At 41.2% G+C, this 21,312-nt stretch carries 18 protein-coding genes; 9 read left to right on the forward strand and 9 right to left on the reverse strand.

What is annotated here, in order from left to right; all coding sequences use genetic code 11:
- Window positions 1-49: 49 nt before the first annotated feature.
- The 4 genes from ICL16_RS11215 to ICL16_RS11230 all read left to right on the forward strand — a co-directional run bounded on the left by ICL16_RS11215 (window position 50) and on the right by ICL16_RS11230 (window position 4,112).
- Complete coding sequence (locus tag ICL16_RS11215) at window positions 50-2,254, forward strand: tetratricopeptide repeat protein (RefSeq protein ID WP_238360726.1); 2,205 nt, start codon at window positions 50-52, stop codon at window positions 2,252-2,254.
- Window positions 2,255-2,571: 317 nt separating this feature from the next.
- Window positions 2,572-2,799: a hypothetical protein gene (locus ICL16_RS11220; RefSeq protein ID WP_190827436.1), complete on the forward strand. Its 228-nt coding sequence runs from the start codon at window positions 2,572-2,574 to the stop codon at window positions 2,797-2,799.
- Between the two features lie 254 nt (window positions 2,800-3,053).
- Entirely contained in the window at window positions 3,054-3,686 is a 633-nt protein-coding gene (locus ICL16_RS11225) for a hypothetical protein (RefSeq protein WP_190827464.1), read from the forward strand.
- Between the two features lie 156 nt (window positions 3,687-3,842).
- Window positions 3,843-4,112 (forward strand): hypothetical protein, encoded by a 270-nt coding sequence (locus tag ICL16_RS11230; RefSeq protein WP_190827438.1) that lies wholly within the window; start codon window positions 3,843-3,845, stop codon window positions 4,110-4,112.
- 57 nt (window positions 4,113-4,169) lie between these two features.
- Here ICL16_RS11230 and ICL16_RS11235 read toward each other — a convergent pair whose 3' ends face one another.
- The gene (locus ICL16_RS11235) at window positions 4,170-5,306 is read right to left on the reverse strand and encodes a calcium-binding protein (protein ID WP_190827440.1); all 1,137 of its coding nucleotides are present in this window, start codon (window positions 5,304-5,306) and stop codon (window positions 4,170-4,172) included.
- A 782-nt stretch (window positions 5,307-6,088) separates the two neighbouring features.
- Between ICL16_RS11235 and ICL16_RS11240 the strand changes: the two genes are divergently transcribed.
- Window positions 6,089-6,985, forward strand: coding sequence for a calcium-binding protein (locus tag ICL16_RS11240; protein ID WP_190827442.1), 897 nt, complete (start codon window positions 6,089-6,091; stop codon window positions 6,983-6,985).
- 59 nt (window positions 6,986-7,044) lie between these two features.
- On the opposite strand, the gene ICL16_RS11245 is transcribed toward ICL16_RS11240, so the two are convergent.
- On the reverse strand, window positions 7,045-8,094 hold the full coding sequence (locus ICL16_RS11245; protein WP_190827444.1) for a YheT family hydrolase: 1,050 nt from the start codon (window positions 8,092-8,094) through the stop codon (window positions 7,045-7,047).
- Window positions 8,095-8,246: 152 nt separating this feature from the next.
- On the opposite strand from ICL16_RS11245, the gene ICL16_RS11250 reads away from it, so the two are divergent.
- On the forward strand, window positions 8,247-8,990 hold the full coding sequence (locus tag ICL16_RS11250) for a response regulator transcription factor (RefSeq protein ID WP_190827446.1): 744 nt from the start codon (window positions 8,247-8,249) through the stop codon (window positions 8,988-8,990).
- A 104-nt stretch (window positions 8,991-9,094) separates the two neighbouring features.
- On the opposite strand, the gene ICL16_RS11255 is transcribed toward ICL16_RS11250, so the two are convergent.
- The 4 genes from ICL16_RS11255 to ICL16_RS11270 all read right to left on the reverse strand — a co-directional run bounded on the left by ICL16_RS11255 (window position 9,095) and on the right by ICL16_RS11270 (window position 13,233).
- A complete protein-coding gene (locus tag ICL16_RS11255) occupies window positions 9,095-9,877 on the reverse strand; it encodes a choice-of-anchor K domain-containing protein (RefSeq protein ID WP_190827448.1) in 783 nt (260 codons plus the stop codon).
- Window positions 9,878-10,301: 424 nt separating this feature from the next.
- Entirely contained in the window at window positions 10,302-11,558 is a 1,257-nt protein-coding gene (chlP, locus tag ICL16_RS11260) for a geranylgeranyl reductase (RefSeq protein ID WP_190827466.1), read from the reverse strand.
- 90 nt (window positions 11,559-11,648) lie between these two features.
- Entirely contained in the window at window positions 11,649-12,335 is a 687-nt protein-coding gene (locus ICL16_RS11265) for a thioesterase II family protein (RefSeq protein ID WP_190827450.1), read from the reverse strand.
- A gap of 1 nt (window position 12,336) precedes the next feature.
- Window positions 12,337-13,233 (reverse strand): AraC family transcriptional regulator, encoded by an 897-nt coding sequence (locus ICL16_RS11270; RefSeq protein ID WP_190827452.1) that lies wholly within the window; start codon window positions 13,231-13,233, stop codon window positions 12,337-12,339.
- On the opposite strand from ICL16_RS11270, the gene ICL16_RS11275 reads away from it, so the two are divergent.
- On the forward strand, window positions 13,222-13,875 hold the full coding sequence (locus tag ICL16_RS11275; protein ID WP_238360727.1) for a DUF4386 domain-containing protein: 654 nt from the start codon (window positions 13,222-13,224) through the stop codon (window positions 13,873-13,875). The genes ICL16_RS11270 and ICL16_RS11275 overlap by 12 nt on opposite strands.
- Before the next feature lie 743 nt (window positions 13,876-14,618).
- Window positions 14,619-15,428, forward strand: a complete 810-nt coding sequence (locus tag ICL16_RS11280; protein WP_190827456.1) for a glycoside hydrolase family 16 protein — start codon at window positions 14,619-14,621, stop codon at window positions 15,426-15,428.
- Between the two features lie 115 nt (window positions 15,429-15,543).
- Here ICL16_RS11280 and ICL16_RS11285 read toward each other — a convergent pair whose 3' ends face one another.
- The gene (locus ICL16_RS11285) at window positions 15,544-16,098 is read right to left on the reverse strand and encodes a Uma2 family endonuclease (protein ID WP_190827458.1); all 555 of its coding nucleotides are present in this window, start codon (window positions 16,096-16,098) and stop codon (window positions 15,544-15,546) included.
- A gap of 121 nt (window positions 16,099-16,219) precedes the next feature.
- Here ICL16_RS11285 and ICL16_RS11290 point away from each other — a divergent pair, with 121 nt between their 5' ends.
- Window positions 16,220-18,316 (forward strand): M3 family metallopeptidase, encoded by a 2,097-nt coding sequence (locus ICL16_RS11290; protein ID WP_190827460.1) that lies wholly within the window; start codon window positions 16,220-16,222, stop codon window positions 18,314-18,316.
- A 61-nt stretch (window positions 18,317-18,377) separates the two neighbouring features.
- Here the strand turns inward: ICL16_RS11290 and ICL16_RS11295 are convergent, their stop codons facing one another.
- Together ICL16_RS11295 and ICL16_RS11300 are read right to left on the reverse strand one after the other, a co-directional pair.
- Window positions 18,378-20,723, reverse strand: coding sequence for a right-handed parallel beta-helix repeat-containing protein (locus tag ICL16_RS11295; RefSeq protein WP_190827462.1), 2,346 nt, complete (start codon window positions 20,721-20,723; stop codon window positions 18,378-18,380).
- Window positions 20,684-21,190 carry a SpoIIE family protein phosphatase gene (locus tag ICL16_RS11300; RefSeq protein WP_202895500.1) on the reverse strand — a complete coding sequence of 169 codons (507 nt, stop codon included), beginning with the start codon at window positions 21,188-21,190 and terminating at the stop codon, window positions 20,684-20,686. The genes ICL16_RS11295 and ICL16_RS11300 overlap by 40 nt, the downstream gene beginning before the upstream one ends.
- Window positions 21,191-21,312 lie beyond the last annotated feature (122 nt).

Raw genomic sequence — 21,312 nt, forward strand, 5'->3', positions numbered from 1 at the left:
ACGTCGTAAGGGCTTTTCTCCACCTTCTATTCCTGCTGTTTCTTGACTCTTGTTTTTAGGGGGAAGTGAAAAGTTACGATACAATACTTTCGACTTACAACCACAGGTATATAGTGCTGTTATCCTACGAACTTTACTAGCAGCAGTTATCACGTTTAGCATTGCTTCATTTATTGATGGAGTTAACCCAAAGCTGCCATCACCTAAACAAGATAGTGTAAATACAACTCCAACTCCAACGGCTGAATCACCAACACCCTTAAAGTCTCAGCCAGAAGCTACTCCACCACCTAAACAAAATAGTGCAAATGGAATTCCCGGTGCTGAATCAACTTTGCCTTGGCAAGTATTAGCTTTTCTAATTGGAATTTTTCCCACCCGTGGCGTGCGTTGGATAAACTTTGTTACTAATCGTGCTTTAAATGCACCTCTCGATCAATATAATGAATACCCTTTAAAAAATATTTTTGGGATAAATACATGGCACGAGGCTCGACTTTCTGAGCTAGGCATCGACAACGTACAAAGTTTAGCTACTACAGATATATGTAAGTTACTTCTATCTACTCAGTTTGATACACAACAAATTATTAACTGGGTCGATCAAGCTATTTTATACATGAAAGTAGGAGCAAAGATTGAGCGGTTTCGAGAAATAAATATTAATACATTTCATGAGTTACAAAATGCCTTAATTGATTTTGGATTACATCACGGTGGAAATCAAGAAGGAGCAAATAATAGTACAGATAACCAGAACAATAACTGTAATCAGCAAAAGCAAAAGCGTCCACTATCAGTTCTAGGTTTCGCATCACTAGATGAAGATGAAATAAGCATTTTAAGGGATTATTCTAATTATCAAAACTATAATCATATTAAAGCATATTACGAAAATGCTCCTGAAGTGGCGCGTAAACAAGCTGCTAGTGGTAAGGAATTTGTCATCAATTCTTTGAACAGGGATTTTAATATTCTTACGATTACAGGAGGTTTAGCTTATCCAGAAGCTCAGGATGATGTTCCGATTAGACGACATATATCGATCAGTCTCATTAATCAGAAGGAAATTGAGGTAGAAATTAAAAAATTAAAAGAATTTTTAAAAGAGAATCCAGAAAATGCCAAAGAATATGTTTACTTAGGTGTTGCCCATTATCTGCTGAATCAACCATATGAAGCAGGGAAAGCCTACGATAAAGCTATTAGTTTAGAGCCTAAATTAGCACCTGCTTATAGTAATAGAAGTGTCATATACATTCAAGAAAAAAGGTATGATGACGCAATTCAAGATACGAGAAAAGCTATTCATATAAATCCTCATTTTGCTGAAGCTTTTAGTAATCTTGGTTTAGCTCAATTAGGTTTAAATGATGCATTTTCGGCAATTGAAAGCTTGACTAAAGCATTAGAGTTAAATCCTCGGCTTGAAGCAGCATATTGTTACCGTGGCATAGCATATAATACAATAGCAGCAGGAGAAAGTCAATTTTTATCCGCAATTGAAGATTTTGAGATCGCAAATTTGCTAGGCTATGAAAGTCCTGTTCTCTGGACTACTTGGGGTGTAGCTTTGTGTAGTTTAGGCAGGTATACTGAGGGAATTGAAAAGTACGATCGCGCGATCGCTCATTCCAAAGTTACTTCTGCTCGACTTTATGCTCGGCGTGGTTACGCCAATCTACAGTTAGGTTTAGCTGCATATAGTGAGGAGCGGATTCAACAGGGAGCCAACTATTATCGTAGAGCCAACCATGACTTTGAGAAGGCTACCGTTGACAAAGATAATACTTCAGTATCTGCATTTACTAACTATGGGCTACTCAAATCATACGAGGGAGATATCAAAGCTCGTGAAGGAAGAAATGAGGAAGCTAGTAGACTTTATGAAGAGGCTATTCAAAAATATAGCAAGGCGATCAACATTTATCACCAGACAACTGAAGCTGAAAATCACGAGGAGCAACGCGAGGGTGGTGGTTTATATGTAGTGCATAGAAACCTAGCAATAGTCTACCAGAAATTAGGTAAACATTCAGAAGCTAAAACACACTACGAAAAAGCAATTAAACTGGGTGATAAAACAATACAAACTTACTTCAACTATGGTGTTTCTCTTCATGAAACTAAAAATTTAGAACAGGCTCGTGAAGCATTCTCAATAGTAGCTAATCATTCAGATAGTTGTACAAAATTAATAGAAAAAGCCCAAGTTTATCTCAATAAGCTTAACACGGAAATAGGCAAAAGCTAAGAGCGCGATGTACCCATGTACTTCAGTACATGGCTAATAGCTCGCATTCCGTTAAAACGGACTAAAAACCAACAAATTACTCAGATGAAGCTGACTTGAGCTATCAGCCTAGAACTTCAGTTCTAGGTTCTAGGTTAGGCGGATTGCCAATCGAGCAGCATTGGGGCTTGTATTTGCACACCAAAAGGCTTTAAAATAGATCCAGGTAAAGAAATTATACCTATTGTAAAAGTCAAGTTATTTGACTTCAAAACCTAAAAAGTAACAAAGCTGACAAACCGTTTAATTTTACTCCTTTAAGGAGAGGGTGACTTATTATGAGTGGAAAGACTAATTTGAATTCTTCAACCATTGAACGACTTGGACAGTGGAGTGCTTCAACTATTATAGGTCCACTAAACCTCAGTGAAAACCGCAGTAGGGAGAACAAAGTTTTTACTAAAGTTAAAATTCCCAATGGTGTTTATATTGGCGGTGATGTTAGCATTGGTGGGGGAGACGCTGTTGGTCTTGACTCTTGGGTAGCAGGTGGAGTTTCTGAATAATACTTCAGATATTAGCTCGGCGTTAATAAATCATTCTCGGTTCGTAGTTGCGCAGAGAGCGCACTTAACTCTAAGAACGCTACGCAACTACATGCCTTATTATAAGTGTTAAACCGGACATGATACAGCAGATTTCAACTTTATGAAGTACAAAAATACCCCACCCGCGCTATCGCGCACCCTCCCCATGAATCGGGGAGGGTAGGGAGGGGTGTACTCCATTTAGATGCAAAGCGCTGTATTAAATAATTATGATGCCCTATAATGCTTTTAGTTTCAACAAAGTTAAAACTGATTTTAAGTTAAATATTATAGAAAACCAAGATTTATTCATAAATATACAGGCAGTTGCTCCTACTAATTATCTTACCTTTATTCTCTCTGAACATTTACCTTTAGTGACTGCAATTAATACAGAAAAAGCCCGTTCTGAACTAGTTATTATGCCAGTAATGATCGAAGTCAGACGATACTTCAATTATCAGATTAGTATTTTTTCTGGCTCAGAGTTTAATGTATATGCAGAAAAAGGTTTAGAGGGACGATGTGATTTTATTTTGAGTCGTTCACCAGAACAATACGATATTAACAGTCCTGTTGTCACAATCGTAGAAGCAAAGAATGAAAGCATTAAATCAAGATTAGGACAATGCATAGCCACAATGATTGCAGCTCAGTTATTCAATCAAAGGCAAGGAACAGATGTAAACGAAATTTATGGTGTATTAACCACAGGAACTGATTGGAAATTCCTCAAACTATGCGATCGCACTGTCTTTATTGATAAAAGTGATTATTTCATTAAAGAGGTAGATAAAATTTTAGGAATTCTCGCATTAACTCTGATGCTACCTCCAGACAGCCCAGAAGCAGGGGAGAGGATTTGAGGATTTGTGTGTACAGATACTTGCCTGAATCATGCCATGTTTGTCAGTTAATTTTCGTTTTTAAAGAGAAATAATTATACTTGAAGCTAAAATGAATTTTGTCTTATGGTTTCTATTTTTTTGATGAAGATTGTATCTTAGTACCAAAACTTACTTGTGCTGAGTGGTGACGTGCAGACGATTTTTGATACCAGTGGTTCGTTCTCCGCACTAGGTAATGCCGCCATTAATAATAATAGCAACATAGCATTTACAGCCACCTTGTCAAATATGAGAGGAACAGGCATTTTTACAGGTGCTGATCCCTTAGCTGACAAGGTGATTGCCACTGGCGCGTGGGTATTTGCTGCCTTGTTCGTTGGTAGTAGGCATTGGCAGCAGATGCGTAGACGTGCTGGCGGCAAGTCGATAACATCGCCTGCGTAAGTCCTGTTTGATTGAATCAATTCTCGCACTTGAGCGATCGCTCAAGTGCGATTTCAATTAGACGAAAATGAACTGGTTAGAATTGCTCAGACTTACATTTGAAAGTGAAATTCCTTGCAAAATACCAATGAGTTCTCCACCAGAACTACTACCGAAAAATATTGCTGTACCGGTTGGTAAACCAACCGGAGATGAACCCAAAGAATAGTTGCTACGAGTGCCAGCCAACTGAACTTTATCATCGCCGCGTGCAAAACTATCACCAGCAAATCCAAAGTCTTCAATCAAAGCATAATCGCCAGTTCCCCTACTAGAACTAGTGCCATCGTTGTATAAAACTACATCATTGCCATTGATTACTGTTCCTAATACGAAAACATCATTACCCCCCTCACCACGTAAAACATCAATTTCACCTCTACCAAACCCTGATTGAGTGTTAGCACCGATGAGGCGATCGTTTCCATCACCACCCAATATAGTATCGTTGCCACCGCCACCATTAAGGACATTGTTATTACTGTTGCCACTAATAAAATTATCCAGTCCATTACCAGTACCGTTAATAGCGTTAGAACCTGTCAAAATCAAATTATTTAAAAAAGCACCTAACGTATAGCTAACAGAAGCCCGAACAGTATCTATACCTTGAGATTCAAACTCAGTAATAATGTCAGTGGTAGAGTCAACTATGTAAGTATCATCACCAAATCCACCTACTAGAGTGTCAAAACCTCCTCCACCATTAAGGGTATCATTGCCATTTCCACCAATCAGGATATTGTTACCACTATCACCAGTGATAGTGTCGTTAAAAGGTGAACCAGTAACATTAACAAAATTCTCAATGGTGAAAGAACGTAAACCAACCCCAGGAATATTAGTACTCAAACTTTTGTTTGCCAGGTTAACTGTTATAGCCGCCCCGCCTGTACTGCCAGAAGCATCAATCTCATTAACGAGTCTAACTGGTGCAATAATTTGCTCAATTTCTATCAGAGTATCAGTACCATTAATTCCTTTACTAACTGTGCCTCTAGTTAAGATCGTAATTGCCCGATCTAATTCTCTATAGTCTACAGTATCAAATCCACCATTTCCATCAATTCGGTCATTACCACGAGAACCAATGAAGATATCGTTGCCATTATTACCTTGGAGATTATCGTTACCAGGTGTGCCTTTAGTTGCCATTAGCTTTATCCTCTTTTGAAAACTTATTAACTGGTGAAGTATTAACGCTCTCGTCTATTCCTCTTTTCTTGCTCCCCTATATCTGCCATATGTTTTTACATATGCTTGTTGAGTCGGATTAACAGAATTGCTAAACCTATCTGTTCTTAGATATAAGTGAAAATCTATTTGAATTAGACTAGTTAATTTTATGCTCCAAATGGAATTTAAATACTGTCAAAAACAGCAATTTTTTTTTTATTTTTAATAGTAATTTTACTTGACACACATCAGTATGAAGTGATAATAGTCCAGCATTTATAATTATTTTTGAAGCTTGAAAGACTAATAAAATTTAAACATTGACAAAATTATTTTTAATAGTAATAGTTAATTTTTACTTTTAAAAAATCATAATTTTTATTGAAGCTAAGATGAATTTTTGCTCAGGATTTATATTTTTTTGATGAAGATTGTATCTTTGTCTGAAAACACACTTATGCTGTAATCTCACCCATTACTCTTTTATTTTTATACGAAAAAATAAATTAAGTTTTGGTTAAATATATAACTTTGTTGCGTAAAACAGACTGTTTAGAACTGAGTAATAAATAGAAGCATATATCTAGAGGATAGGCTGGATAATTCCAATCTGAGCCTGACATATTCAAATGTCTATTTGCACTTGTATACACAACATACGCACGTGAGCTTCTTGCCCTATGGCTAAAGTAGGTGTTTCAAGGTCAACTTCTAGTAATCAAAAGCTTCTATCACTTAAGTTTACACACAGGTAAATTCATATGACAGTTTTCAATGGTACAGATGGTAATAACAATTTTGTGGGTACTAGCGGCAATGACATATTCATTGGCAGTGCTGGTAATGACAGATTCGATGGTAACGGTGGATCTGATATTGCAGACTACAGCGCTCTCAATCAAGCTGTAACAATATTACCTCAAGGCAGAATCAGCAAAGGTGGTGGTCTTGGTACTGATACCATATCAGAAATCGAAAGGATTATCGGTGCGATCGACAAAACTAATGTGATCGATGCCAGTAGCAGTGCAGGAGGAGCATCCATATCCGTCAACTTAAATAATGAGAACCTAACAGTTAACATCCCAACTATCGGTAGACGTTCTTTTGCCGTAGAAAACTTTATCAATGTAATTGGTACGGCAGAGGACGACAGCATTACTGGCAACAGTGATAACAATCGACTGGAGGGTAGGGACAGTGATGATACTCTCAATGGCGGCGCTGGGGATGATAGATTAATTGGTGGTGATGGCAACGATAGACTAACTGGTGCCAATACCTTATCAGGATTTGGCAGAGGTGAAATTGATACTTTAACTGGTGGCTCAGGTGACGATATCTTCGTCTTAGGAGCAGTAATCAGTGGCTCTGATGTAGTTTTTTACAATGATGGCAGTAGTTCTACAGGCGGAAGAGGCGACTACGCTCTGATTACCGATTTTGGCTTTGCTAGCGATACCTTCTCTCGAGGCGAAGACAGAATTCAATTAGCAGGCTCACGTAGTAACTATTCCTTAGGTGCATCTCCTAGTGGTTTACCATCCGGCACAGGAATATTCTTTAATAATGGCACTTCAGAATTGATTGGAATTCTTCAGGGAGTATCGCTTTCCAGTGTAAGTCTTACCAATTCTAGCCAATTCTTTTTTGTTTAATTTGGAAACCAAGTAATATTTGTGGGACGGGCAGGATTGCCCGTTCCTTCATAGCAATGCTACCTTTGTTGCTCCAACCATTGTAAAATCCGATTCCACGCCCACCAAGGATCGGGATCTTTTACTTGGCGCTGACATTGTTTACTACTTATGTAGCCAACATGCCCCCCGCGCTCAGTAAGCAACAAATCTATTTTTGAATTGCTAGCACAGGCAGCTTGTAAATCAGGTATAATTGCCGGGTCAAACAGTGGGTCGTCTTTGGCGTAGATAATTAAGGTAGGCTTGGATAAATTTGGCAGCAAAGGTAAAGCACTACTTGCATCGTAATAAGCTTCGACAGTGGGAAAACCTAACCGCCCAATCACCAATTCTTTGTCAAAATTCCAGATGTTGTTGGCGCGTTGAATTGCAGCAGAATCAAGACTCCCCGGATGAGCATCGTGAATTCGCCACGCTAAGAGGTTTAACTGTCGAGCGATCGCTTGATCAATATACCTGCCAAAGCGAGTTGTGTTTAGGTAGGATAGCGATCGCTTGGAATCCAAAGAAGGGCAAATCACCGCCCCACCGCCAATGTCACTGTCTTTAAGTCCTAAATCCTCATTAACCACAGTAGCTGCTTTCACCGCCCACAGAGCTAATTGCCCTCCTAAAGAATAGCCTGTAAACCAAAACTTGGGCGGACATCCCATTGTTTTGGCAGTTGCGGCGATGTGAACAAAATCTTCCCCCTCATACAAACCATCACTTGTCAACGTTGGCGACAACTCAGCCGTCTTACCATGAGCACGCCAATCAAATAACACCACAGCATAACCTTGAGCGTATGCCTTACGTAAAAGTAATTGGAGATACCATTGATTATTTAACTCACCTGTAATCCCGTAAGTACCAACAATAGTACTGTGAGCGCCCGGAGGAATAGCAACCCAACCAAAAATTGGTACGCCTTTACTACCGCTAAAGATTTTTTCCTCATAGGGTGGTGTTGGGTATTTTATAGTCCGTTCCCAGTTTCTGGGTCCCCATAAAGCAGTGTGGATAGTCATTGCCACACCATTTTGCCAAATTAATGGTGGATTGTAGAGTGCGTAACAAATACTCATAAAGATTTATTATAGTTTAGTCTTGGTTTTACAATCCTTTGATCTTAATCATTCTGTTAGATTTAAAATATTTTTTATAATTAATAAAGCAATCTTTGTATCTACCAAAGATTCTTATTGATCCTTAACAGGTAGTACTATATCTTTAAATAATGCCGAGGATTCTTGTCATAGACGATGACCCAGCAATTTCAGAACTCGTTGCCGTCAACTTGGAAATGGCTGGATACGATGTCAGCCAAGCTGAAGACGGGATCAAAGGTCAAGCCCTAGCTCTCCAGCTACAGCCAGATTTGATTATGCTTGACCTGATGTTGCCCAGGGTAGATGGATTTACTGTTTGCCAGCGCCTACGGCGAGATGAGCGGACTGCTGAAATTCCAGTGCTCATGTTGACTGCTCTAAGCCAGACGCAAGATAAAGTAGAAGGCTTCAACGCCGGCGCAGACGACTACCTCACCAAGCCATTTGAAGTTGAAGAAATGCTGGCGCGGGTGCGAGCGTTATTGCGACGTACTGATCGGATTCCTCAAGCGGCAAAGCACAGCGAAATTCTTAGCTACGGACCAATTACTTTGGTTCCCGAAAGATTCGAGGCGATTTGGTTTACTCAGACGGTGAAACTAACTCATTTGGAATTTGAGCTACTTCACTGTTTGCTTCAACGTCACGGGCAGACGGTTTCCCCCAGCGAAATCCTTAGGGAAGTTTGGGGATACGATCCTGATGATGATATTGAAACCATTCGAGTGCATATCCGCCACTTGAGAACTAAGTTAGAACCCGATCCGCGTCATCCGCGTTACATCAAGACTGTATATGGTGCGGGTTATTGTTTAGAACTACCCAGTGTCCCGGAAAAGAGTGAAAGCGCTACAACAATAGAGGTAGAATGAAAAATTGGCACTCTGTTCGCTGATTATTTCTGGAGTGCCAATAAATTTTACCAGATTCCTGACTTCTTGAAGAAGTCGGGAATCTAAAAATAAGCATACTTCGCTCAAGTATCCTTTTCAGAAGCAGATAACCCTTGAAAATTCCTGAGTAATTTTTTGCGGGAAACAAGAAGGTAGATGCTTAACACACTTAAACCAGTAATAGTCGCTGGTTCAGGGATTTGTTCGGTGGGCGTTTGGCGAGTAATTCTCGCGAAAACACCTGCTGTAGTTGCTTCTCCTTCTAAAACGCGGAATTGGCTAACACTTGAATCTCCTTCATCTTGGCTAAAGCCAATTAGATCAAGTAGATATTGTTCACCATTAAGTGTGAAACTGCGTTCGCCAAGTTTATTTTTCACATAAACTATGTCTGCGTTTTGTTCGGGAGTATTTTCTGGTAGATTATTTGTATTTTCTAATTCAAAGTCGAAGTTAATAACTTCATTGAGGCTAATGGGATTTGTCAATGATAAACTCAAATTCAAAGGTACAGACTCAACATTTGTACCTGGTGGCACTCTCCCATTAAAGTAAGTTAAATTGCCTACCTTGAATAAATAGTCAATGTCTGCGGAAAATGACTGTCCACTAAAGGTGAGTCTATTTACAGGTGTGCCAATGTCAACCGTATCATCTATGATAGGTTCGCCCCACGTAAATGAATTGGTTCCCACACCTGAATATACTGGGTTGGTATTGATGCTCCCTGGATTAGGTATTCCCCAGGTTCCACTTGAGTTACCGGAAATAGTTAAACTTTGAGCTTGGCTGGAGAAACCTAGTGCTGTCAAGATGGTGACAGCCACAGTGGACAGAGTATTGGTTAAAACCGAACTTGGTTTCATAGTCAGGCTTCGACTCCTATCCAGGAGCTCTTCTTTGGTAACTTGTCCACCTTAGTAAACTTACTGAGTAAATGCAAATAAATTTATAATATTTTTATTAAATCTTTACATATAAGATGGTAAGTTTCCGCAAAAATTTAACTTTTATCAACGAATTTATGATATGCGGCAAGTGAATTCGTAATCCTAAGACACTATGTTAATTTTATACGACGTTTTATATATAACACAATACTGAGGAAAAAATTACTTGCCACGGAGATACTTTGTCTTTTTGACTTGAGGCATCTCAAAAACGGCATTCCCAGGCGGAGCCTGGGAACGAGGGGGTGCGAGGGAGTCTGGGAACGGCAAGAGGGAGATAGTACATTCATGTCTAGAAATTCTCTCCCCTACTCCCTTCCTCCCTACTCCCTTTCTCTTCTTAAGGAGCAAGAGCGTTCCCACGCAGCAGACTACCAAGGGTTTTGGCAGTAATTTTTAGCTGGGTGATGGGATTGGCAGGTACAACTGTCTTATATAGGTAGCTATCAAAAGTCAGTCGCTGCACATCGCGATCGCCACACATTTCCACAAAGGCTTCACGGGTAGCGTCGGTGCGATAAAATACATTTTGCAGGATGTCCAGTACTTTGTAAGTCAGTCCGTATTTGCGATCCCACCGCTTTAAGTAAACTTTAAGATCGGCTTCTGTGGGGATGCGGCTACCACCGTTAGACATTTCCACAATAGTTTCCGCGCACATCCGCCCTGACTTGGCAGCAAAGTAAATGCCTTCACCAGAGGATTTGGTAACATAACCTGCGGCATCACCCACCAAAGCTATGCGCCCCACCACACGACGGGGGCGGGGATGTTCGGGAATTGGGTGCGCTTCTACTTTAATAATTTGTCCACCTGCAAGTTTTCTGGCGGCGCGGGCGCGGATACCTGCTTGTAGTTGTTTGATGCTGGCTTTGTGAACGTGCATTGTGCCAGTACCTACAGCTACGTGATCGTATTTGGGGAATACCCAAGCGTAGAAGTCGGTGGAAACGTCGTCGCCTACATACATTTCGGCGAGATCGTTATAATATGCCATTTTGTGCTGGGGTAGACGAATGCGCTCTTGGAAGGCGATCGCATAATTGTAATCCCCTGCATCCATTTCTTTTGCTATTCTGGAGTTAGCTCCATCTGCCCCAATAATTACATCTACCTTGAGGGTTTTGGCAATACCTTGGGCACCGCCTTCGGTATGGTCTACATAATGAATGGTATAGGGGTCTGTGTTATTTATGGGAAAATCTAGTTTATGAACAGTGGCATTGATTAAATGTGCCCCTTTGGCTGCTGCACGATTGCGCAGGTAGCCATCAAGTACCTCGCGACGGCACATGCCGATATATTCTTCTTCATTGTCTAAATTGATATCTACCTCGCGATTCGAGGGCGAAATCATTTTCATCTTTCGCACGCGGCGATCAATAATATCCTGCGGTAGGTCAAATTCACTTACCATACACAAGGGAATTGCACCGCCACAGGGTTTAGCATTGTCTAGCTTGCGTTCAAACAGATAAGTTTCCACCCCTGCTTTCGCTAAGGTTTCAGCAGCAGATGAACCTGCAGGACCCGATCCAACAACAGCAACCCGTAGTGTCAAAGGTTCTCTCCCATTCTTGACATTTACCGAAAGCATAGTATCACGCTCTTTTGGCTGAATTTGCGCTCTTACTTCCAGATTTGACATAAGTACAAAATTGCTTAATATTTCGCTACGAATTCTGTACTACTGCAGTTTTTGCGCCAGAGCCTGTAGCAGTAGTGATTGGGCTGAGTTTAAGAAAAAATGATCCCCTGGGAACATCTGTAGTGAGAATGTAGCATTTGTTTGTTTCTCCCACCCTTCGATTTCATCCCTACTAGCTTCTGAATCCTGTAAACCACCAAAGGCTGTGATCGGGCAGTCAAAAGCTGGTTCAGCATTATACACGTAAGTTTCCAAAACAGCAAAATCTGCCCTCAGAATAGGGATAAGTAGCTGCATCAGTTCGGCATTTTCCAGTACTGCTTGAGGTGTACCGTTGAAACGGCATAGTTTCTCAATAAACTCAAGCTCTGGTAGAGTATGGATGGGTGGATCTGGATTGGGAATTTGCGGGGCGCGACGACCAGAGACAAACATGTGAACTGGTTCTATGTGATATTTTTTGCGCAGTAGACGGGCTAGCTCAAAGCTGATGAGCGCTCCCATGCTATGACCAAAAAAAGCAAAGGGCTTGTCTAAATATGGTACAATTGCATCCTCTAAAAAACCAAGCAAAGGTTCTAGCCGCGACAGTGGGGCTAACTTCATCTGTTTTCCTCGCCCAGGAAGTTCGATGGGACAAACTTCTACATTTTTAGGTAGACTGTTAGACCATGTACGAAAAATCAGAGAACTACCACCTGCATAAGGAAAGCAAAATAAACGCATTTTAAATTATACTCCATCTATAATCCCGTGGGGTTTGATTTGTCCAGCGTTTGAAGGCACGGTGGAATGCACTCGGTTCAGAAAAACCTAGTAAGAATGCTACATCATGAATGGGAATATGAGGATTTTTCAGGTGTCTTAGGGCTAATTCTTTGCGCGTCTCATCTAGAATTTTTTGATATGAAGTGCCTTCTTGTTGAAGTTGCCGCTGTAAGTTACGTACACTGATAGCTAAATTGCGAGCAATTGCTTCAATCGAAGGGACTTCGCCTTTCAAATGCTGAGTAATTTCCTGAACGACACTGTTAGTGTAAGTTTCCGCTTGGTTTTCGTTGAGCATTGCTTCTGCATGTTGCTCAAATACTTGTAACAGTGTGGGATTAGCAGATAAAATAGACCAGTTCAAACAGTTGGCAGCAAAAATAATTCTGTTGGTTGGTTGAGAGAAGTGAACACCTGTGGGAAAAATGCGCTCATGTTCGGAAATATCTTTTGGGCGCGGGTGTTGAAACCAGACAGCATGGGGTGTAAGTTGTCTTCCTGTCAACATTTTTGTTGCTGTCATCAGTGCGGCAAAGGTACTTTCAATTGCGTGCCGAGGTTCTTCTAACAAATAATTTTTTAAGTTATCTACTATGTCACAGTCGCATAGCACCTGTCCCCTAGTTGAAGAGTAATGGATATAAGCCCCTTGGCTAAATAGACGAGTGTAGCGAGAAAGTTTGGACAGTACTTGCTCATAAGTTTGGCAATTCACTAGTACGTAGCCAACGATGCCCAGCGTTGCCATGTTGAAAGCTTCACCAATGTGTAAGCCCAGGTTTTCATCTCCCGTTTGCTTGACTGCTTCACGCCACATCGCACTATGGAGTGTTCCGGTAATTTGTTGATCGGGCATTTTCAACAAATCAGGCTCAATGCCCACAGTAGCACACAGGCGATCGCCATGTTCCAAAGTGGTGGTACTGGGCTAATCTTGACTTGGTTTATCTTTGCACTGATGGCGCTACTATTTATCCCAGCTAGTGCCATGTTGGGAAAAGTACTCTCCCGCGCAGACACCCCATATCTTTCTACTGCTACTTTCATGGGTGTACTCTCCAGTACTCTACAGTCTGTTGGTTTGATGCGTTGGGTGTTTGTCATCCCTATCTTGGCGAAAGAGTATGTTAACTCTACAAGTAATGTTAGGCGTGAGGCGATCGCAATTGCTTACCAAATAGTACATCAATATGGTGGCGTTGTCATTGGTGAACATCTAGGACAAATTCTGCTGGTTGGTTGGACATTAGGTGTTAGCATAGCTATGCTCCACTCACATTTGTTCAAATCCTGGGTAGGTTGGCTGGGAATTTTTACTGTACCCTTCTGGATGCTTGGGCAAAGTGAGTTACTTGCCACAGTAATTCCATCTACACCTGTATGGGAAGTTGCAGCAGTTGGTTTTATGATGTGGGAAGTTTGGCTAATGATTGTGGGGATATTTTTACTCCGGGCATCCAAGAAAAGGGTTATTTTGAATTCTCAACTAGAGCCTTGAATTTCAGTTCAAGGCTTATAGCTCAAGTCCGTTAAAACGGACTCAAAGGCTTACCTATTTATACAGATTATGCTCTATCTGTCAATAGTTTTTTGGCAAAAGTTTGATTAGTTTCTCATATCAATTTTGATTAACTTGTAACTGTATGAAATTCACATAATTCGGCGTTTTTCTATTTATTATCCAGATAATATTCAACAAGGCTTCATATTATCTTGTTTTTTTTGAAAAATAGCTATTTTTTCTGTAAAATTAGAAGAATTTAGTACAGCAAGTCTAATAGTTGTAGTAATATAAATAGGCGAAGTAAAAAATGTTACAAAATAAAAAAGTAATTTTTCAAATCAAAATACAATTGTAGTTGACTGATATTTTTTAAAGTAACAATCTAAAGTTGGATAAAGCGCAATTCAAGATGAACACCAAAAAACTCGGTTGATCGGAGAAACTTGTAATGAAGCGATCGCAGATCAACCAGACAAGCGCTCAAACACCTAGAAACCCGGTTTCTCTAAGAAACCGGGTTTCTGATAGCTAAGATTTGCAACTAAAATATGATGGCTGTAGCACTAAAAGCAGTGATCAGGATCACATATTGTATTTACTTTATTTCAGTTTAAATTCTCTCAATATAAAGACTCTAATTCATCTAAGCTTATAGGTTTTTTAAATATATCAGTAAATTTTTTAGTGCTATATTTAATGGGGACTAATCACACACGCAAAAAGACAAGCTAAACAATATGTCTATAGGTAGTTTTTTGAGTAAGCAATTAATTTCTGCTGCTCTACTTTTTGCGAGTTTTGTATCTACCACACCTGTATTAGCAGATCCACCCGGTGATGGATGGAAACTCGTTTTTAGTGATGAATTTTCAGAACCAACTTTAGATCAAAGCAAGTGGAGTACTTGCTACTACTGGAGAGATCCGAATGATCCTACTCAAGGCTGTAGCAACAGTAATGGTGAAATGCAATGGTATGTGCCATATAACGTTCTCCTTGAGGATGGCAACCTGAGACTACGGGCTTTAAATGAGCAGTTAAAACCGAATTATCCCTACTCTTCCGGGATGGTTAGTAGCCATGACAAATTTACATTTCTGTATGGATATGCGGAAATGAGAGCTAAAATGCCAAAAGGTAAGGCATTATGGTCGGCATTTTGGTTGTCTCCAAAATACGCTTGGCCTCCAGAAATAGATATTGTGGAGTATCTAGGTCAAAGACCAAATGAGGCTAATCTGGTTTACCACTATGGTGCGTCGTACTACGAGCATGAGTTCGACATTAGTACTTATTATGAAACCATTGGTAAAGACTATTCTGAAGATTACCATACTTTCGCGGTTGAATGGTCTCCAGATGCAATAGTGTGGTATGTCGATGGCGTTGAGCGGAAGAGATTTGAACAAAAAGATCAAATCGCCACTATACCAATGTACATTGTTGTTAATCTAGCAGTTGGAGGCAATTGGCCGGGTACTCCAGATAGTACAACGCCATTTCCGGCTTACTACGATGTTGATTACGTTAGGGTGTGGCAGCGATGAATTAATTATTAGTTTGTAGTAAGCGCTGTCTTCGCTAAAGCGCTTACTAAGAGCTAGTTTACCGCTCTACTTAGAAAAAATATTTTCTGATAAATTTTACTATATTTAATGATATTTAAGCTGCTAGTAAATCAGCTACAGCGATACTAAAACCTGTCAACACTGTTTGTGTGTTGACAACTTGATTTGTATTAAACAATTGCCACTGATTTTGACTATTAATTAACACTAACCGCGTTTCAGGAAACAGTAGCCAAACTTCCAGACAACCGGAATCTAAATATTCTTGAGACTTAGCAAATAATTCCTCAGCCTTATCGTCTGGTGATGCAACTTCTGCTATTAACGGAAAACTTTGCGGAAGAATAGTGAAGCTAGTACCGTATTGAGCCAACAATTCAGCACTAATATAAGCCAAATCAGGACGACGAGCCTGCTTTTTAGTTCGACAAAGTGTTTCTACACAAATTTCTCCTCCAAGTCCTGTAGAGATGATGTAATCTCTCCAATAAGAGACTAATTTACCTTGTGCCAAACCATGTTTATACGTCATTCCTGTTTTCTCAATAATTTTGCCATCTACCCACTCTGTATATTCCGGGGGGTTAACGATAAAATCTTCTAAAGGTATAAAATCTGTATCGGTTGATTTAGTGATAGAAGCAACCATTGTTGTTTACCCATCATGACAAAATTATCTTAACTTAAAACTATAAATACGCTACTATGGGGGGCTTTTAATGATTTTTTTTGTAAGATAGAGAAACAAAAATCATTTATTTACGCAAACTATGAGTGCAAAGGCTACCATTGTCGATAATCCTTTACTTAAAACTGGCCTACCCCCTTTTAGCGAGATAAAACCAGAACATGTAGTCCCAGCATTCAACCAACTACTAGCAGACTTAGACCAAGAACTAGCTAAGTTAGAAACCAGTGTACAGCCAACTTGGAGTGGTTTAGTCGAACCGCTAGACAAAATTAGCGATCGCCTAAACTGGAGTTGGGGTGTAGTCAACCATTTAATGGGTGTAAAAAATAGCCCTGAACTACGCGAAGCTTATGAAACTGTACAGCCAAATGTGGTACAATTCTCCAACAAGTTAAGCCAAAGCCAAGCCGTTTACAACGCCTTCAAAGCACTTCACACCAGCGACACTTGGGCAACTTTAGATTCTGCGCAACAGCGAATTGTGGAAGCAGCGATTCGGGATGCTGAACTTTCCGGTGTTGGGTTACTTGGAGAGGCAAAAGAGCGTTTCAATACTATAGTCATGGAGTTAGCAGAACTTTCTACCAAGTTCTCTAATCATTTACTAGATGCTACCAAAGCCTTTAGCTTAACCCTCACAACCAAAGAAGAAGTTGATGGTTTACCGCCCAGCTTACTTAGCCTTGCCGCACAAGCTTCTAGAGATGCGGGAGTAGAAAATGCTACACCAGAGCAAGGACCTTGGCGCATTACTTTAGACGCACCTAGTTTTGGTCCTTTTATGCAGTATAGTACAAGGCGGGACTTACGCGAAGTGCTTTACAAAGCTTTTATCACTCGTGCTTCATCAGGAGAGTTCGATAACAACCCGTTAATTGTTCGCACTTTGGAATTACGGCAAGAACTTGCGCAGTTGCTGGGCTTTAAGACTTATGCCCAGATGAGCTTAGCAAGTAAAATGGCTCCCAGTGTCGAAGCAGTAGAATCACTGTTAGAAGAACTGCGCAGTGTTAGTTATGATGCTGCGGTACAGGAATTAGCAGAACTTAAAGCTTTTGCCGCCGACAAGAATGCTCCAGTTGCTGAGGATTTACAACATTGGGATATCAGTTTTTGGGCAGAACGTCAACGGGAAGAAAAATTTGCCTTTACTGCTGAGGAGTTACGTCCTTACTTCCCTCTGCCCCAAGTTTTAGATGGTTTATTTGGATTGGTGAAGCGGTTGTTTGGTGTGACTGTGACACCAGCCGATGGTCAAGCACCAGTATGGCATGAGGATGTGCGTTATTTCCAAATTGCAGATGAGAGTGGTAATGCGATCGCCTACTTCTACTTAGACCCCTACAGCCGTCCCGCCGAAAAGCGCGGTGGTGCATGGATGGATATTTGTATCAACCGTGGTAAAATACATGAAAATGGCACAACTACTACCCGTTTACCTGTAGCTTATTTGGTGTGTAATCAAACTCCCCCAGTAGATGGTAAGCCCAGCCTCATGACTTTCCGTGAAGTTGAAACTTTATTCCACGAGTTTGGTCACGGCTTGCACCACATGCTCACCAAGGTAGACTATACTGGGGCAGCAGGTATTAATAATGTGGAGTGGGATGCAGTGGAATTACCCAGCCAGTTTATGGAAAACTGGTGTTATGATCGCCCTACTTTAATGGGAATGGCGAAACATTACGAAACAGGCGAACCACTACCAGAGCATTATTATCAAAAACTAGTGGCAGCAAAGAATTACATGAGTGGAAGTGGAATGCTGCGACAACTCCACTTTAGTTTGTTGGATTTGGAACTACACTATCGCTATCAACCAGGTAGTGAGGAGCCTAAACAAGTGCGCGATCGCTTAGCTAAAACTACCACCATCTTACCACCATTACCCGAAGATTCCTTCTTGTGTGCCTTTGGTCACATTTTTGCTGGGGGATATGCGGCTGGTTATTACAGCTACAAGTGGGCCGAAGTACTGAGCGCAGATGCTTTTGCCGCTTTTGAAGAAGCAGGTTTAGATAATGAACAGGCTATATCTGCTACAGGTAGACGCTACCGCGATACAGTACTAGCTTTAGGTGGAAGTAAGCATCCAATGGAAGTATTCAAGTCTTTCCGAGGACGTGAACCAAGCACAGTTCCTTTACTCAAGCATAACGGTTTAACCGCCGCTTAGCGCACAAACCCGGTTTCTCCAAGAAACTGGGTTTGTGAATTACGATGTAGATAGTTGACAATTACAATGACCAGAACCAGCCTGTTTTGTTCACACTGCGTTGCACCCGACATCCAGATTCGATGTAGAATGCACCATTGGTGTTGTCTGTCAAATCACAGTTTTCCACAGTTCCCGCACCGTTTTTGTGTACATATACAGCACTCCCCTTGTTCCGATTGATTTTGCACTCTAGAATAACTGGATTTCCCCTCTCCCTAAATTCCACTCCCGATAAAGCATTGCCAAAGATATTACAATTGGCTACCGTTCCTTGACCATTAGCATAAAAAAGCACACCAGCATCTTTACCGTCATGGATTTGGCAGTTACGGATGATAGGATTGCTGCCCTCGCTAATGACTACTCCACATTTAGCATTAGCAAAGATATCACAATCGACTACCGTTCCTTGACCGTTGGTATAGACATACACACCAGCATATTTACCGTCGTGGATTTGGCAGTTACGGATGGTGGGGTTACTTCCATCCCTAATTACCACCCCAGATAAAGTATTAGCAAAGATATCACAATCGACTACCGTTCCTTGACCTTGGGTGTGGATAAACACACCAGCGTCTTTGCCGTCATGGATTTGGCAGTTACTGATGGTGGGATGAGCGCCCTCAGTGATTTCCACACTTACGCCACTATTGCCAAAAATATCACAATCAATGACTTTTCCCTGACTATTGTTCCCAAATCCAATTCCAATATTTTCTTGCTTATGAATGTGGCAGTTACGAATGGTGGCGTTACTTTCCTGCTCAATTACTATCCCACAACCGTTGCTAAAAATATCGCACTCTTCCACCGTTCCTTGACTATTGTCCAAGATCTCAACACCAATGTTATTGTTGTCTTCAGCGTTGTTATGGATTTGACAGTTACGGATGATAGCATTGCTCTTATCTAAGAGGAGTACCCCAGAATAAATATTGTTAAAGATATCGCATTCTTTTACCACTCCTTGACCATTTCCCCAAAACGCAATTCCAATTTTTCCATGATGAATTTTGCAGCGGTAGATGGTAGAATTAGCTGTAGAATTAAAGATGCCAACACCACCTATTCCCGATACAGAAGTAATGTCGCAATCTTGTAGTAATAGCTGTCCTTGAAGAATAACAACATTAAACAAATTTTGATAATTGGCAAACAAAAATTCGTAAAATTCCTGTGGTTCGTCAAATTCGCTATCGTAATATATCTCTGTTGTTGCGTGACTCAGTAAGGTTAAGCCGTGTACTACAGCGTAGTCAGTCTGCATAATTAAGCAGGGCTGATCAGTAGTTTCAATAACGATCGCCTCAACAGGACCATCACCAATAATTTCTACTGACTTATTGATTGTAAGCCCTTCAAAATAATGGCCAGGACGCACAAGGATGCGGGTATAAGGTTGAGAATTTTGAATTGCTTCAGTGATGGTACGGTAATGCCATTCACCCTTTTGACAGACAATCACTGTCTCTACATTAGGCACTTTCTTGGTAACTATTGGGCTTTGCGACACCACAGTACCTTGCCACCACTGTCTCACATTGTTGGGACGCTCGTCTCCGCCTAGGGGCAAAGCAGCCTGGATTAATCTCTGCCACGGTTGTGCCAACTTTGGCTGCCAAGTATCTTGAAGTAATCGACTCAAAGCTGGTAACGGGCGCTCTCCTGTTAACATCTCATGCAGCATCATCCCTAACTCAAAGATGTCACTTTCCGGTCCTATATCTCTCCCTGCAATCACTTCTGGTGCAGCATAAGTCTCTGTATAGGCTCTGGTACTGTGACTGCTCAACCCCTGTCGCGCTGCTGCACCAAAGTCGATCAATACTACCCGTTCATTTCCACTTAGCAGCACATTGTCAGGTTTGAGGTCGAGATGGTATACTCCTGCTTGGTGTACGGCTTCTAATGCTTCTACTAACTGCTCCATCACCGTCTCCACTCTTTGAAGTGGAAGACCTTTTGGATGAGATGCCAACTCATCCTTGAGAGTTCTGCCCTCCACTAGTTCCATCACTAAAAAGGCGGTGTTCTGTTCCTCGAATAAGTCTTGCACCTGCACGACGTTGCGATGACTGAGCTTGGCTAAAATCCGCCCTTCACGGATAAACCGTTGTAGTCCGCGCTGGTAAAACTCTTGCTGGGTAGCTGGTATACTTAAACTTTGGGTACTAGAGTCACGTACTACATGCTCTCGCGGGTAGAACTCCTTAATTGCTACCAACTTGTCCAATCCTAGATGGATGGCACGGTAGGTAATGCCAAAACCACCACGCCCCAAGGGATAATCAATGTGATAGGCTCCGCCACGCAACAGTGAACCTATCGGCAGAACATCACGCATGAGGGAGGGCAAATGCACGCCACATTTGGGACACAGTTGTGCTGAAACTGCACAACAGTATCGGCTGCTGTTACTGCTTTACCGTGATGCTGCCACAAAATCAGCGTTTGGTTGTCGGTTTCACCGGCACGTTGCGCTGTCGTAACCAGATGCTCTGCTAGAGTATCTAAGTTGCCGCCAGCGTTCGTAAAAATTTTGTTCATTTGCTCATTGGAGAAAGAGCTACTGATGCCATCCGTGCATAGAAGTAGCAAGTCTCCTGATGCTAATGCCACTTGATGTACAGGAGATTCGGGAGGAAGATTTGCGCAGCCTAAGTAATACTCTAAACGGTGTCGCCCTTCGTGGTATCGAGCCATTTCAGTCGTAATCATTTCTGCCTGTAAAAGTACGCCCGCCACCGAGTGATCTTCAGTAATTTTGGTGAGTTGCTTCTTGCTCGTTTGATAATGGAACAAGGAACTATCACCTAAATTTGCTACCACCGTAATATCATTAAGAATCGCGGCGATGACAATTGTTGATCCTGCTCAATACCTTTGCCAAAAAAAGAGGATGAAGAGAGAGGGCAGATGTAGTAGAGTTATGGTCTCTCACAACGACAACT

Source organism: Iningainema tapete BLCC-T55 (assembly GCF_014698965.1).
In the GTDB taxonomy this organism is placed as follows: Bacteria; Cyanobacteriota; Cyanobacteriia; order Cyanobacteriales; family Nostocaceae; genus Iningainema; species Iningainema tapete.

What these genes read in the sequence shown, in the direction of transcription:
- ICL16_RS11220 (WP_190827436.1), top strand. Translation starts at nt 2,572, where the DNA reads ATGAGTGGAAAGACTAATTTGAATTCTTCAACCATTGAACGACTTGGA.
- ICL16_RS11225 (WP_190827464.1), top strand. Translation starts at nt 3,054, where the DNA reads ATGCCCTATAATGCTTTTAGTTTCAACAAAGTTAAAACTGATTTTAAG.
- ICL16_RS11235 (WP_190827440.1), bottom strand. Translation starts at nt 5,306, where the DNA reads ATGGCAACTAAAGGCACACCTGGTAACGATAATCTCCAAGGTAATAAT.
- ICL16_RS11240 (WP_190827442.1), top strand. Translation starts at nt 6,089, where the DNA reads ATGACAGTTTTCAATGGTACAGATGGTAATAACAATTTTGTGGGTACT.
- ICL16_RS11245 (WP_190827444.1), bottom strand. Translation starts at nt 8,094, where the DNA reads ATGAGTATTTGTTACGCACTCTACAATCCACCATTAATTTGGCAAAAT.
- ICL16_RS11250 (WP_190827446.1), top strand. Translation starts at nt 8,247, where the DNA reads ATGCCGAGGATTCTTGTCATAGACGATGACCCAGCAATTTCAGAACTC.
- ICL16_RS11255 (WP_190827448.1), bottom strand. Translation starts at nt 9,877, where the DNA reads ATGAAACCAAGTTCGGTTTTAACCAATACTCTGTCCACTGTGGCTGTC.
- chlP (WP_190827466.1), bottom strand. Translation starts at nt 11,558, where the DNA reads ATGCTTTCGGTAAATGTCAAGAATGGGAGAGAACCTTTGACACTACGG.
- ICL16_RS11265 (WP_190827450.1), bottom strand. Translation starts at nt 12,335, where the DNA reads ATGCGTTTATTTTGCTTTCCTTATGCAGGTGGTAGTTCTCTGATTTTT.
- ICL16_RS11270 (WP_190827452.1), bottom strand. Translation starts at nt 13,233, where the DNA reads ATGCCCGATCAACAAATTACCGGAACACTCCATAGTGCGATGTGGCGT.
- ICL16_RS11280 (WP_190827456.1), top strand. Translation starts at nt 14,619, where the DNA reads ATGTCTATAGGTAGTTTTTTGAGTAAGCAATTAATTTCTGCTGCTCTA.
- ICL16_RS11285 (WP_190827458.1), bottom strand. Translation starts at nt 16,098, where the DNA reads ATGGTTGCTTCTATCACTAAATCAACCGATACAGATTTTATACCTTTA.
- ICL16_RS11290 (WP_190827460.1), top strand. Translation starts at nt 16,220, where the DNA reads ATGAGTGCAAAGGCTACCATTGTCGATAATCCTTTACTTAAAACTGGC.